9 protein-coding genes are annotated in these 14,411 nt (G+C 68.6%); 5 read left to right on the top strand and 4 right to left on the bottom strand.

What is annotated here, in order from left to right; genetic code table 11:
- Positions 1-5: 5 nt before the first annotated feature.
- Positions 6-878: an SIR2 family NAD-dependent protein deacylase gene (locus tag ACFOWE_RS25500; protein WP_377292071.1), complete on the bottom strand. Its 873-nt coding sequence runs from the start codon at positions 876-878 to the stop codon at positions 6-8.
- Between the two features lie 75 nt (positions 879-953).
- Complete coding sequence (fxsA, locus tag ACFOWE_RS25505; RefSeq protein WP_377292073.1) at positions 954-1,130, bottom strand: FxSxx-COOH cyclophane-containing RiPP peptide; 177 nt, start codon at positions 1,128-1,130, stop codon at positions 954-956.
- A gap of 301 nt (positions 1,131-1,431) precedes the next feature.
- Here fxsA and fxsT (ACFOWE_RS25510) point away from each other — a divergent pair, with 301 nt between their 5' ends.
- The 3 genes from fxsT (ACFOWE_RS25510) (at position 1,432) to ACFOWE_RS25520 (ending at position 6,611) form a co-directional block, all read left to right on the top strand.
- Positions 1,432-3,891, top strand: coding sequence for an FxSxx-COOH system tetratricopeptide repeat protein (fxsT, locus tag ACFOWE_RS25510; RefSeq protein ID WP_449301228.1), 2,460 nt, complete (start codon positions 1,432-1,434; stop codon positions 3,889-3,891).
- A gap of 240 nt (positions 3,892-4,131) precedes the next feature.
- Positions 4,132-5,313 (top strand): FxsB family cyclophane-forming radical SAM/SPASM peptide maturase, encoded by a 1,182-nt coding sequence (locus ACFOWE_RS25515; protein WP_377292075.1) that lies wholly within the window; start codon positions 4,132-4,134, stop codon positions 5,311-5,313.
- Positions 5,310-6,611, top strand: coding sequence for an HEXXH motif domain-containing protein (locus ACFOWE_RS25520; protein ID WP_377292077.1), 1,302 nt, complete (start codon positions 5,310-5,312; stop codon positions 6,609-6,611). Before ACFOWE_RS25515 ends, ACFOWE_RS25520 begins: the two co-directional genes overlap by 4 nt.
- Positions 6,612-6,625: 14 nt before the next feature.
- Here the strand turns inward: ACFOWE_RS25520 and fxsT (ACFOWE_RS25525) are convergent, their stop codons facing one another.
- Positions 6,626-9,181 carry an FxSxx-COOH system tetratricopeptide repeat protein gene (gene fxsT, locus ACFOWE_RS25525; protein WP_377292079.1) on the bottom strand — a complete coding sequence of 852 codons (2,556 nt, stop codon included), beginning with the start codon at positions 9,179-9,181 and terminating at the stop codon, positions 6,626-6,628.
- 722 nt (positions 9,182-9,903) lie between these two features.
- Here fxsT (ACFOWE_RS25525) and ACFOWE_RS25530 point away from each other — a divergent pair.
- Together ACFOWE_RS25530 and ACFOWE_RS25535 are read left to right on the top strand one after the other, a co-directional pair.
- Positions 9,904-10,605: an SIR2 family NAD-dependent protein deacylase gene (locus tag ACFOWE_RS25530; RefSeq protein WP_377292081.1), complete on the top strand. Its 702-nt coding sequence runs from the start codon at positions 9,904-9,906 to the stop codon at positions 10,603-10,605.
- Complete coding sequence (locus tag ACFOWE_RS25535) at positions 10,602-12,584, top strand: nSTAND1 domain-containing NTPase (protein WP_377292083.1); 1,983 nt, start codon at positions 10,602-10,604, stop codon at positions 12,582-12,584. The genes ACFOWE_RS25530 and ACFOWE_RS25535 overlap by 4 nt, the downstream gene beginning before the upstream one ends.
- Here the strand turns inward: ACFOWE_RS25535 and ACFOWE_RS25540 are convergent, their stop codons facing one another.
- On the bottom strand, positions 12,585-14,249 hold the full coding sequence (locus ACFOWE_RS25540; protein WP_377292223.1) for an MFS transporter: 1,665 nt from the start codon (positions 14,247-14,249) through the stop codon (positions 12,585-12,587).
- Positions 14,250-14,411 lie beyond the last annotated feature (162 nt).

Genomic DNA, 14,411 nt, shown 5'->3' on the forward strand with positions numbered 1-14,411 from the left:
GGTGGTCATGGCATCGCATTCATTCTGCGGCGGAGCTCCGCGCAGAACTCCGCCGCGCTCCCCAGGAAGATCGAGATGTTCCAGCCGTTGAGGTAGTGGACGAGATAGCGCTTGGCCTTGTCGACCGCGTCGCTCGCCGAGTCGTTCACCTCCGGCATCAGCTGCACGCTCACGTGCCGACGCCGGTTGCTGCGCGGGGTGCTGCGGGCCAGGCCGTGGAAGAGCACGCGGAACGTCCAGTCCTGCAGGCTGTAGCCGATGAACAACAGTGGCCGGTTGGCCATCGCGTCGAGGACCGGGGAGGGGAGCGGGTGCCTCCAGTCGATCGCCGAGGACTCGACGATGTTGACGAGGTAGGACAGGTAGTCGCCTTCGGTCAGCACCATCGACCGGGGGTGCGCCCACGTCCCGTGCAGGTGGTAGACGAGGGGCCTGCCGGTGGTGGGTTCGGGCAGGACGGGCGCCGTGGGGTCGGTGTCCCACCATCTGGAGAAGTCGGTGACGACGTCCTTGCCCGCGGCTCGCAGGGCGCGGGCGAGGAAGTCGTCGTAGTTCGTGGTGAGGAAGACCCGGAGAGGGAACGAGGCCAGCAGCGCGTGCGGATCTGTGGGATCGTCGGGCGCGGGCGGTGGATACGTCCGGAGGAGCCGGCAGACACCGTCCTTGAGATCCACCGGGTCCCGCACCACCGCCTCGGCGTACTGCATCACCCGGGCGAGGTTGTGCACGTCGGCGAAGGGATAGCCGTACCGGTGGGCGTAACGAAGGCTCAGTTCTGCCCCCTTGGGAAGGGGCCGGCAGGCACCCGCGCCGAGGAAAGGCGTGCAGTCGCCTCTGCGGAGCTGGTTGATCAGTCGTTCCCAGTCCGCGTCGTCCACCGCGCCACCTTGAATGTTGGGAAAATCTCCCTGCGACACTTATGTCGCACAATGTGGCATTGAAGTCAAGATATCCTATATGGACGACTGAAACCCTGCCACTGGGCCGGTGTTTTCCTCGCCGAGAACGCGTCGCAGGGCGAGATCCAGAACAGATCCGCTCAATTGGGCGAGGGTGCTCAGGGGGACGTCGCCTACATCGATCAGCGCACCGCTGTGCTCGATGGCCGCTTCGATGACTTCCTCGCCCACGAAGATCTCCTTGCGTGTCGGGACTGGCCGCACATCCACCTTCCTTTGAAGGTCATGGAGTGATGAGGCTCCGGATGACACCAGGCTTCTACCCGTTTTCCCATATATCGTGCTATATGGTCAATCGGATGGATTGTCTGTTGTGTGAACTTGTAAAAGTTGTTTGAATCGTGCTTCCGTGTCCACCCTTCAAGAAGACTTCGGAATCTAGGCTGAGGCGGAATCCGGTAAGGGGAGGCGATCGCGTGGCGATTTCGCAATCTTCAGGAGCGATCCGGGAGCCGGGACGCCAGCCTGAGGTCTGGGGAAGGTCCCTCAGCGCAACAAGAACTTCACCGGGCGCGATGACCTCCTGGAGAAACTGCACGAGGGGATGACCTCCCAGGTCACGGCGGTGGTCCCACACGCCCTGCACGGATTCGGCGGAGTCGGGAAGACCCACGTCGCGATCGAGTACGCCTGGCGCTACCGGCATGAGTACGAGCTGATCTGGTGGATTCCGGCAGATCAGCCGATGCTGGTGCGCTCCTCGCTGGCAGGCCTGGCGCCGTATCTCGGACTGCCGCCCTCCAGCGCCGCGGGCATCGACGACACGGCGACGGCGGTGCTGGACGCGCTGCGCTGCGGCGAGCCCTACTCCGGGTGGCTGCTCGTCTTCGACAACGCCGAGCAGCCTGGGGAGATCAACGACGTGGTCCCGCGCGGACCGGGACACGTTCTGATCACCTCACGCAACCACGCCTGGCAGGGGATCGTCGACACCGTTCCCGTCGACGTCTTCAGCAGGCAGGAGAGCATCGACTTCCTGTGCAAGAGGGTCAGGGGGATCAGCGCCCGGGACGCGGACCGGCTGGCGGACGAGCTCGGTGACCTGCCCCTGGCACTGGAGCAGGCCGGCGCCCTGCACGCGGAGACGGGCATGGTGGTGGACGAGTACCTCCGGCTGCTGCGGGAGCGGACGACCCGGTTGCTGGGCGCCGGCAAACCGACCGACTATCCGCACTCCATGACCGCGGCCTGGGCGCTGTCGGTCTCGCAGCTGGAGGAGAAACTGCACGAGGCGGTGGAGCTGCTGAGGTGCTGTGCCTTCTTCGGGCCCGAGCCCATCCCACGGGACGTCTTCGAGAAGCTCACGGAGGAGCAGGCGAGCCGGTCGCGTCTCGGCGGGCTCCTGACCGACCCGATCCTTCTGAGCGAGGCCATACGAGAGCCGGGGCGCTACGCCCTGGCGCGCATCGACTCCGAGAGCCGGACCATCCAGGTGCACCGGCTGGTCCAGGCGCTCCTGCGCGAAGACGTGAACGAGAAGGACCGCCAGGGTTACCGGGACGAGGTGCACCTCCTGCTCGCCGCGGCGGCACCCGGCCGGCCCGGCGACGCCGAGAACTGGTCCCTCTACGCGGATCTGCTCGGCCACATGGCCCCCGCACGGGTGAAGACGTCCAAGGAGCCCGAGGTGCGGCGCTTCGCCGTCAACACCGTGCGCTATCTCTACTCCTCGGGCGACTACCCGTCCGCCCGTGCCCTCGCGGAGGAGTTCCTCGCCGAGTGGCGGGCCGACGGCGAGGACGACCCGTCTCTCTTCCCCATACAGCGCCATCTCGGCATCGTCCTGCGCGAGCTCGGTGAGTACGAGGCGGCCTTCGAGCTCAACCGGACGACCCTCGAACGGATGCGGGCGGTCCTCGGCCCGGAACACCGGGAGACCGTTCTGCTCACCAACAGCCATGGCGCCGACTTCCGCACACGGGGTGACTTCACCGCCGCGCTCGAACACGACGAGGAGTCGCTCCGGTTCCATCGGAACGTGCTCGGCCCGGCGACGCCCGAGACGCTGCGGACCGTGAACAACCTCGCGATCGACCACCTGCTGGCCGGCGACTACGACCGCGCCCTCGAACTGCAACGCGAGGCCTACACCGAGCAGCAGCGCAACCCGAAGTCGAACGAAGTGGAGAAACTCAGCTCGAGGAACGGCCTGGCCCGGATCGTACGGCTCCGCGGTGAATACCGCAGGGCCTGCGACCTCGGGGACGACGCCTACGAGTTCGGCGTCCAGGCGTTGGGCGCCGACCATCCGTGGACCCTGCGCACCGCCAAGGACCTGTCGATCGCCAAGCGCCGGGCCGGGATGATCCAGGAGGCGCTGGAGATCGCCGAGCGGACGTCCGAGCGGGTGGAGCGGATCTTCGGCCGTGACCACCCCGACACGCTCGCGGCCGCCCTCTGCCTGGCCAACGCCCTGCGCACGGCGGGGGAGACCGCGGCCGCGCTGGACCTGTTGCAGGACACCGCCGGGCGCTATCAGCGGATCTTCGGTGAGGATCATCCCTTCCGGTACGGCTGTGACATGAACGTCGCTCTTCTACTCCGGGTCAACGGCGACGCCGAAGGAGCCCGCCGGCTCGACCGTGCGTCCCTCGAAGGGCTCGAAGGCCGGCTCGGCAGGGACCACCACTACTCGCTGACCTGTGCCATCAACCTGGCCACCTTGGGGGACAGCGCGCAGGCGAGGCGGAGGGGCGAGGAGACCCTGGAGAGCCTGCGGAGAGAGCTGGGTGAGAACCATCCGCTGACGCTGGCCGCGGCGGCCAACCTGGTGGTGGACCTGCGCGCCACGGGTGCCGGAGAAGAAGCCGACACCCTGGCGGCGGCCACGTTCGACCGGTACCGGACCGTGCTGGGCAAGGCGCATCCCGACGCACAGGTCGCGAGGGCGGGCGGGCGGCTCGACTTCGATTTCGACCCGCCCGCCATCTGACCGGGTGCAGCGCCAGAGAACCGGCCGTCGGGCCCGTCTCGAAGGGCGCCGCGGTCTCCGGTGAGGACGGTGCGTGCGGCACGACTGGACACCTCCCGCGACGCTTCCGCCATTCGCGCCTGAAATCTTGACTATCCATGCGAAGTCGGGCGAAATGGAAAATGGCGCAAGAGAGGTGTGCCGCGGTTGATAAAAAACCCTAAAACCGAAAACCTGCCACCCGAAAATATGTTTCCGGCAATGCTCGATGTGGACGGATTGCTGGCATCGGGATGGCAGCCATCGGCATTCCAGCAGTTCATCCTGAAGATCCACAGCCGCTGCGACCTCTCCTGCGCGTACTGCTACATGTACGAGATGGCCGACCAATCCTGGAGGTCGCAGCCGCGCCGCATGTCCGAGGTGATCATCGATCGTACGGCGATGCGGATCGCCGAACACGCGCTCACCCACAGCCTGGCCGAGGTGGAGGCGATACTTCACGGGGGCGAGCCGCTGCTGGCCGGTCCTGACTTCGTCTCCCATGCCGTGCGCACGGTCAGAGCCGCCGCTGCCGACGTCGGCACACGCGTGCGCGTCGCGGTGCAGACGAACGGTGTGCGCCTCGACGAGACCTTCCTACGGCTCTTCGAGAACCTGGAGATCCGGGTGGGAGTCAGTCTCGACGGGGACGAGGAGGGGCAGGACCGGCACCGGCGCTTCGCCAACGGGAAGGGCAGCCACGCGGCCGTCACCGCCGCGCTGCGCAAGCTGGCCTCCGGCCGCTTCCACCACCTCTTCAGCGGACTGCTCTGCACGATCGACGTCCGCAACGACCCGGTGGCGACCTACGAGGCGCTCCTGGCCTTCGACCCGCCCGCCGTCGACTTCCTCCTGCCGCACGGCAACTGGTCCACGCCCCCGCCCTTCCGGGAGCCGGGCTCGCCCGCCACGCCGTACGCCGACTGGCTGATCCCCGTCTTCGACCGCTGGTACGGCACGGCTGCCGCCACGGAGGTGCGGCTGTTCACCGAGATCATGCGCCTGCTGACCGGCCGGGCGTCGCGAACGGAGGCCGTCGGGCTGTCCCCCGTGCGCATGGCCGTCATCGAGACGGACGGCAGTATCGAGCAGTCGGACATCCTCAAGTCGAGCTACCACGGAGCCGCCGCGACCCGCATGCACGTGCTACGGGACTCCTTCGACGCGGTGCTCACGCACCCGGCCATCGCGGCACGGCAGATCGGGGAGGCGGCACTGGCGGAGGCCTGCCGCGAGTGCGATCTGGTCAACGTCTGCGGCGGCGGTCTCTACGCCCACCGCTACAACGCCGTCACCGGCTTCCGTGCCCCCTCGGTCTACTGCCCCGACCTCTACCGGCTCATCGCCCACATCCGCGCAGCACTCGAGCGGGACGCCGCCTTGCTGAAAGGACGCCGATGAAGCTCCTCGAACGCGCCATCCCCGACGAGATCTTCACCGAGCTGGCCGAGGGCGGGGGAGGGGCCGCCGCCGTGAGGGCACTGCGCGCGACGCAGCGGGTGAAGCACATGCTGCTGCTCCGCGGGGTCGTGGAGGAGGCGGAGACGACCGGTCATCCCCATGCCGACCTGTCGACCGCCGCGTACGGCCTGCTGGTGGAGATGGAGGGCCGGGCGGCGGACGAGGTCGCCCGCGTGCTGACGTACCCGTCGGTGGGCGCCTGGGCGTGGCGGACTTACCGATCCCTGCGTTGGAAAGACGGGCAGGAGGATCCCGGGAGGCTGGGCGCGCTGGCCGTGGCCGCCGCGGTCGGCTCGCGGACCGCGTGCGCGGTCCGGCTGCCCGTCACCGGGCGGAGCGTCATACTGCCGTCCCTGGGGCTGCTCACCCTGCCCGCCGGGGTGGAGCCGGTGGCCGACGTCGTCGTGCGGCCGGACGAACACGGAGCCGAGCTCGGTGTCGGCTCCTTCACGGTCCGGGTCGGCCCCTTTCTGGACGGTCCCGGTTGGCAGGCGCTGCACCGGCTGGCGGTGACACCGGAGCTCAGCCTGATCGTCGACGACCTCGACCCGTACCGGTGGGCGGCGGAGGACGCCGTCGAGGGGCGGCTGAGCCCGGGACGACGCCACTGGTGGGAGTCGTGCCTGCGGGATGCATGGCGCATCCTGACGGAATGCCATCCGGTCGTCGCGGAGGAGGTTGCGGAGGGGATCTCCGTTCTCACGCCGACCCGGCCGCCCGAGGTCGGCCAGAACAGCGCGAGTTCCCGGGAGACGTTCGGAACCCTGGCGCTCTCGGAGCCCCGGCACGGCCTTGGGTTCGCGGAGACCTTCGCCCACGAGGTCCAGCACATGAAGCTGACGGCGCTCACCGATCTGGTGGACCTGACCCTGCCGGACGGCGGACGGCGTTTCTACGCGCCGTGGCGACCCGATCCACGTCCGCTCTACGGATTGCTCCAGGGCGCGTACGCCTATCTGGGCGTGACCGAGTTCTGGCGGCGCCGGCGGTGGTTCGAGACGGGAGAGACGGGCTTCCGTGCGCAGGTGGAGTTCGCCCGCTGGCGGGAGGGCGCCTATCTGGTCACGGGGACACTTCTGGAGAGCGGCGGGCTGACCGGACGCGGGCAGGAGTTCGTCACGAAGATGAGGGCCACGCTGGAGCGAGGGCTGACCGAACCGGTGGACGCCGCGGCGCACGCGCAGGCGCGCCGCGAGGCCGACCGGCACCGCGAGGAGTGGATCGGACGGAACGTCTGACCGCGCCCGGCCGGTCAGATCGGCGGTGGGTCGAAGTCGGAGTCGATGCGCAGGCCTTCGGCCGCGGCGAGGGCGTCGGGCTGGACCGAGACCAGCGGGCTGCGCGCGTAACGCTCCAGCGTGTCGGCCCGGAGCCGCTCGGCCTCCTCCTCCGCGCCCGTTGCCCGCAGATCGAGTGAGAGGTTGGCGGCGCACAGCAGCGAGAGATAGTGCTTGTCGTCGAAGAGCCGGTGGAGTCGCTCGAGGGCGTCCTCGCCCAGGTCACGTGCCTGGGTGTGCTCGCCCAGCGCCGCCAGGTCTGAGGCGAGGTTGACCGCGCAGGCGAGTGAGTAGTCGTGCGTCCGGCCGACCTTGGCGGTCAGCGCTCGCAGGGCCGCCTCGCTGATGGCCCTGGCCTTCCCGGCGTCCCCGAGCAGCCGGTGCAGAATCGCGAGATTGCTCCGGCACGCGTGGGTGTAGGGGTGTGCCTCGCCGTACACCAGGGGATAGCGGCTCACGGCCTGATCGGTCAGGGCGAACGCCTCGTCGAGCGCGCCGGCCGCCCGCAGGGCGTTGGCCAGGTTGATCGCGGCGGCCATCGTGTCGGGGTGCTCGTCCGCGAAGAGCCGCCGGAAGCGGGTGTGCGTGTCGCGGGCCAGCTCCAGTGCCTGGACGAGGTCGCCGGAGCGGCGCAGGGCGATGGACAGGTCCTTGGCCGCGAGCAGGGTGACGGGGTGGTCGGGGCCCAGTTCCCGCACACCGTAGGTGTGGGCGTCCTCGCCGAGGTCACGGGCCTCGGCGTAGTCCCCGCAGAGCCGAATGGCACGCGACAGGTTGTGCCACGAGCTGAGCACGGACGCCTTGCCGACCCCGCGTGCCGCGTCGCTCTGCTCCTGGTAGGCCTCCAGATGCAGGGCCCGCGCCCGCATGTAATCGCTGGTTAGGCCGTGGTCGACGGCCAGGTTGTTCATGACGCGCAGGGTGGAGGGGTGGGTCTCCCCGAAGACCCTCCGGTGCGCCTCCAGGGACTCCGCGTCCAGATCGCGGGCCTTCAGGAATTCTCCCCGGGCACGCAGCGCAGCGGCGAAGTTGTTGGTGGCGGAGAGCGTCTCGGAGTGCTCCTCTCCGAGGACCTCGCGCATCTCGTCCAGTGTCCTGCGGATGAGTTCGTAGTCGTCGGCGTACCGGCCCAGCCCGCGCAGGATGTTGCTCAGATGCCTGCGGGCGATCAGCACGTCCGGATGCCGCGACCCGTCCGCCTTGCTCCACCTCACGATGAAGTCCTCCGCGAAGGAGCGGGCCGACTGGTAGTTGCCGACCTGGTACAGGTAGCGGACGACGTTGAGGGCGAACCTGCGCACCACGGGCTCGGTGCTCTCGGCCAGCTCCGAGGGCGCGACATGACCCACCAGTTCCTCGAACCGCTGCCACTGCGTGCTGTCGTCCGGGTCGTCGGGGGCCGATCCGGCCAGCAGCAGGTGGACCTCGTGGCGTGACCGGGCCTGCTGCTCCGGAGACAGGCCGTCCCGCAGGAGCATCTGGACGAGGCGGTGGACCTGGATCGTGCGGGTCTCCGGTTCGATCCTGGCCAGGGCGAAGCGCCGCAGCTCGCTCAGGGTCGTGGTCAGCAGAATGGGGTCGGACAGGATCGCGTTCAACCGCGGGTCGGTGTCCTTGCCGTGGCGCGCGAGGGTTCTGCTTCCGCGGCGGAAGACGTCGCGGGGGATGGGCTCGGGGGCGAAGAACGCGCAGCACCGCAGGATCCGGAGCGCCTCGGGAAGGCGGTCCTCCAGCATGGACACGGAGACCCGCCACGCGGCCGTCATCGAGAGCGGGTATCCCCGGGCTCTGTTCACGCCGAGCAGCCGGGCGGCCTGCTCGTCCAACTGCTCGATGTACTCCTCGACGGACATTCCGGTCTCGTGCTGGAGCGCTCCGGCCTGCTCCAGCGCGAGCGGGAGGTCGCCGAGTTTCTCCGCGAGCAGGGAGGCCTCCTCGTCTGAGATGTCCCTGCGCAGGCGTTTGCGGAGGAACTCCACGCTCTCCGCGCGCTCGAACACGTCGACCTGCAGGGTCTCGAAGTGGTTCTCCCAGTCCGGGTTACGCGAGGTGATCAGTACGTGCCCGGGGCCGCGCGGGATGAACTCCTCGATCCTGGCCGGGTCCTCGGCGTTGTCGAAGATCAGCAGCCAGTTGTGGTAGGGGTCGCCACTCTGCAGCGCCCGGCGCACCGCCTCGGCGGTCTCCTCCGCGCCGGCGGTGGTGGCACTGGGCAGGCCGAGGCGGGGAGCCATCATGGCCAGCGCCGAGGGGACCAGGACCCGCTGGTCGGCGGGGATCCACCAGACCAGGTCGTAGTGGGACCGGTAACGCCAGGCGTACTCGATGGCCAGGTGGGTCTTCCCGACGCCGCCCAGCCCCTGCAACGCCTGAGGCTGCGGGACGACCGCGGTCACGGTGCTCATGCCCTTGCGGAGCCTGGCGAGGAGCTCGTCGCGACCGGTGAAGTTCCTGTTGCGGGGTGGCACCTTCTCCCAGACGTCGGGCTGCCGTCCCGGTGTCACGTGCGCCGCACGTGCAAGCTCCGTCATCTGGGACCTCCGCGCGTGAACCGAGAACGATCCTGCGATTATTTTAGATGTTGATTCACCGGACGGTATATCTCATGATTGAAAGGCCGGGAAGTATTCCGGGTCGTTGTGGTGAAAAGGATGCGTCGCGAGGCTTTGTGGGCTGACCGTAATGAGGAGCCCGGGGGAAGGTGGGAGGGGCGGTATGAGTTTCGGTGAACCGGAACGTGAGGCTGGTCTCACGCTGGGGTCTACGCAGACCATCTCCGAGTCGAAACGGCGGGCATTTCTGGAGTGGATCCTGCGGGACGAAAGAGAACCATTGGCAGGATTCCAGAGTTCGCTCTGAGTGTTCTTTCCGTCTCTCGTCGTCACGCTGGATCGGGCGGGGCGACGGGTGGGAGGACATGAGAGGACGTCCATCCGCCCTGTCGCCGGCGAGGTGGGCGATGCCGGGATTCCGCACAGGGATCGACCGCGGCGGAGTCGTACGGCACCGGACCCGCGAGCCCTCGGAGTCTGTGATCGGCGAGGTGATGCCGTACGTGAACGACATGGACGACGCGGAGTGGGAGCGTCTTCTCTATCAACTGAGAAGCGGGGACTGCACGCCGTTCCTGGGGTCGGGAGCCTGCGTGGGAACCCTTCCCACGGGGCGGGCGCTCAGCCGGGATATGGGCCGTAAATGGGGCTACCCCTACGGTGACGACCACGACCTTCCACGGGTGACGCAATTCGCGTCAATGAAATACGGCGATGCCCTGCACGTCAAGAGGATCATCTGCGACGAGCTGGGCGCGGCGGGCCCTCCGGATTTCCGCGATCCGCTTGAACCGCACGGGCTGCTCGCGGAATTCCCGCTCCCGGTCTACCTCACCACCAATTACGACGACTTCATCGCCCGATCGCTGAAGGCTGCGGGGAAGCAGCCCAACGTGGCCGTCTGCCCCTGGAACAGGGACATCCCCTACGCCGAGGAGTTGTTCGGCAGCGAGGAAGGCTGGAATCCCCAGCCGGACAGGCCGCTCGTCTACCACCTGCACGGAAACCTGGCGGACCCGAGATCCATCGTGCTGGCCGAGGACGACTACCTGGAGTTCGTGACCAGCCTCGCCACCGAGGGCGTCGGGACCGGCCAGCGGATGCTCCCGCCGTCCATCCTCGCGGCACTGACCAGGCGCCCTCTGCTGTTCATCGGCTACAGCCTGCAAGACTGGACATTCCGCGTCCTGTTCCGGGGACTGCTGAGAGCGGTTCCGGGAATCCACCGGCGCAGGCATGTCAGCGTGCAGCTCGCTCCGTCGTTCGATACCACCAGGGCGGACGTGCGGGAGGTGCAGCGGCAGCTGGCCCGCTACTACGAGGACTGGCGGATCTCCATCTTCTGGGGGAGCGCCGAGGAGTTCTGCAAGGAACTCCGGCGGAGGATGGGGGCGGTCTCGTGAGCCCGCGTGACGCTCGTCCGGCGCCGACGGCGGAGCCGTACGTCGGGCCGCGGGCGTTCCGTGAAGATGACGGTCACCGGTTCTTCGGCCGGGCCAGGGAGTCACACGAGGTCGCGGACCTGTGGCAGGCCAACCGCCTGACCATTCTGCACGGTCCGTCCGGGGTGGGCAAGACGTCGCTGATCCGGGCCGGTGTGCTGCCGCTGCTGGACCGGACCATGACCGACGTCCTGCCGATCGGCCGTGTCTCGCACAGCGTCCGTTTCCCACTGGCCACGCTCTCGCGGCACAATCCGCACGTCTTCGCCCTGCTGTCCTCCTGGTGTCCGGAGGAGACACCCACCCGGCTGGCCGGTCAGACGCTCCGCGGGTTCCTGCGGAGCCGACCGAGGCGTTATGACCTGTACGGTGACCCGGCTCTGACGCTGGCCGCGATCGACCAGGCGGAGGAGCTGTTCAGCGCCCTCGACCAGCGCTGGCCGTACCGCGAGTGGTTCATGGAACAGCTCGTCGAGGCTCTGGACGGAGACCCGAACCTGCGTCTGCTCGTCTCGATCCGGGAAGACCACCTGCCGGCGCTCCTGCCCCACGAGCCCAAACTGGCCGGCATGACCAGAGGGCGCTTTCCTCTGGCGGCCCTCGGCACGGATGCCGCGGTTCAGGCGGCCGAGGGTCCGCTGACGGGGACCGGCCGCTCGTTCGCCCCCGGAGCGGCCAGGGCACTGGTGACGGACCTGTGCAGGACCGGGGCGGGAGAGGCGAAGGAGGTTCAGCCGGTCCAGCTCCAGGTGGTCTGCTCCGCCATGTGGCGCGCCCTCTCCGCCGACGTGCGGATCATCACCGTCGAGCACGTGAGCCGGTTCGCCGACGTCGACCGGGCGCTCGCCGACTTCGCCGAGCAGATGATCACCGAGGTGGCCCGTGACTTCCTCGACGGTGACGCGGACCGGCTGCGGAGGTGGCTGCGGCGCACCTTCATCACCGAGCAGGGGCAACGCAGGGACGTGTACCAGGGGGAGACGTCCACGGCAGGAGAGCCGAACCACATGGTCAAAGCCCTTGTGGGACGGCACATCCTCCGCGAGGAGGTCAGGGCGGGTGCGCGTCTGTGCAAGCTCGCGCACGACCGGCTCGTCCCGCCGATCCTGCGGAGTGACCGCTCCGCCGGGCCGGTCAGGAACGAGGGGCGGCCGGAGGACTATCTACGCGCCGCGGAGATCGCCTTTCGCGACGGTGAGCTGACGCTGGCGGCGAAGCAGGCGGAGGAGGCGCTGAACCGGTGCGGCGACGACGACTGGCTCCGCGCCGCGGTCGAATCCTTCCTCGGCAACGTCGCGCACCGGCGTGAGGACACCGAGAAGGCAGTGGCGCACTACCGCGCGGCGGCGCGCCTCTTCGAGACACTGGGCGCTACCGCCGAGGTCGGCCGGCTGCTCGCAGGCATCGGCAAGCTGCGGCTGGCCCAGGGGCGGCCCTCGGCAGCGGTTCGGGAACTGAACTCCGCGGTCGACCGCGTCCCCGACGACATGGCCGTCCAGACCGAACTGGCCTGGGCGCTGTGGTACGGCGGGCATTCCGACGCGGCCGTGGACGTCCTCGACGGTGTCCTCGCCCGGGAGGGGGACACCGTCGAAGCCCTGCGGGCGCGAGGGGAGATCTTGGCGGAGCGAGGCAGGGGGGCAGAGGCCCTGCGGGATCTCGACCGGGTCCGGCCGCTGCAGTGGCCCTCCACCCGGGCGGCGTACGCCCTCGCGCTTGCGTCTGAAGGGCACTTGTCAGAGGCGGATCGGGAGATGACGGCGGTCCTCGTCGAAGCGGGGGACCACGGTCCCGCGCTGCTGTACGCGGCCAGGATCAGTGAGGCGGCCGGAGACGCCGGACGGGCGGCGGAACTGGCCCGGCGGGCGGGAGCCGCCCGTGCCCCCGGACTGCCGGAGCACCTGAAGGCGGAGGCCGACAGGCTGGCGTCGCAGGCCTGATCAGGTCCCGGCGGTCTCCTGGATGTTCCTGCGCGGCAAGCAGATCCGCAGGACGTACGCCACCGTCACCGTGAGGGCGAGGGCGAGCATCACGCCGAACAGTCCCATCACCGAGCCCGCTCTCCCGAGTGTGGACACCAGCAGTGCACCGAGTGGCGCCGCGAGGCACACGGCACCGTGCGCCGTGAGGCGGTGCAGGCTCACCACCCGTGCGAGCTTGAACCTGTCGACGGTTCTGAGCTCGTACGTCCGGATGGCCACATTGCTGAGCGCCCCCGTGCATCCGATCAGCAGGGTCGCGAGGCCGAAGAACAGGGTATGCCCGCCGAAGAAGGCGATGCCGAGCGCCACCGCCCAGATCCACATCTGAGCGAACAACACGGTGTTCCCCGAGGACAGGAGGACCACCGGCCGCAGACGCCGGATGGCGGGGAGCAGAGCCGCCGCCAGCGCTCCCCCCAGGCCGCTGGCGGCCAGTACCAGCCCGACCTGGAACGGCGGAAGGGCCGCCGAGCCCGCTATGAAGATCATGATGAGCGCGTTGGCCATCAGGTTCGTGACCGTGGTGAGCGCCATGGCGTGGCGGAGGAAGGGATGCCCGCCCAACTCCCTGACGCCGTCGATCACCTCGTGGAGGAAGGGACGCCGCGTACGGCGCTCCGCGCGACCGGTCGCACCCGGGGAGGACCGGCTGCCTTCCCGCTCCAGTGCGGCGAGTCTCCGGCTCAGCACGGAGAGCCTCAGGCTCAGCACGGAGAGCCTCAGGCTCAGCACGGAGACTCTCAGGAACGGCACGGAGAGGAGCGATATGAGGAACAGCGCTGTGGTCACCAGGAACGGCGTGGCCGTCCCCACTCCGATCAAGAAACCCCCCAGCGGCCTGGCGGTCAGCACTGCGAGGTGAGTGCTCGTCTCACTTGTGGCCAGCATGCCGCTCAGATTGCCCCGGGGGACGAGGGAGCGGATCAGTGCCGTCTCCCCGAGCGAGTGGAGTACCCACAGCGAGCCCTCGACGAAGGCGGCCGTCATGATGTGGGGGAGCGTCACCAGGCCGAGAAGGGCCGCAATGGCCACGCTGACCGCGGCCAGCCCACGCACGGTCTCGGTGACCAGGATGAGCGAGCGCGGATTCAGTCGGTCCACCACGACACCTGCCGGGATGTAGAAGAGCAGGGTGGGCAGGGTCAGCGCGAACCCGGCCCACCCCGCATGCACCGGTGAACCGGTCACCGACAGGGCCAGCAGCGGATAGACGATGCTGAGGGTCCGCGAGCCCACCGCGGAAGAGGCGAGCCCTGCCCAGATGCGGAGGAGCGTCCATTCCGTCCTCACCCGGAGACGGATCCCGCGCCGGTCTGCAGACGCGGTGGCTTCGCACCTCCTCGGGGCGAAGTGCTCGGGCCGGTCCGCCTGGGCGGCATCATGCTCCACCACGCCCCGCCCCTCGCCCTGCGACCCGGATGGGGGCGTCCCCACTGCTGGGAACCTGCTTTCCCGGTCCGCTCGTCCGTTGTCCTCTCCGAAAGTGCCTGGAGACAGCAAACGGTGGAAGAGACGCTGATGGCCAGAGCGACTCTGTCCCTTGTAGGAAAGCAAGAGAGTGTTCTTACTGTTTTGGGGGGAAACGCCCAGGATTCGCCCCTCCTGGCGCCGGAGGGCCGGCATCTGTCCGGGTCGTCGTGCGGCAGCAGCATAGTGGCGCACGCCTGATCAAGTGAGGGATCTTCGTTTTGCGACTTTTATGTAGTTGCTTGTGGCGCCTTACCGGGATGGTTCGCGTAACGATCGACCAAGCTCCAGGAGGTTCGCCGATTCGGATATCCGTGC

It is taken from the genome of Planomonospora corallina (genome assembly GCF_042650625.1).
In the GTDB taxonomy this organism is placed as follows: Bacteria; Actinomycetota; Actinomycetes; order Streptosporangiales; family Streptosporangiaceae; genus Planomonospora_B; species Planomonospora_B corallina.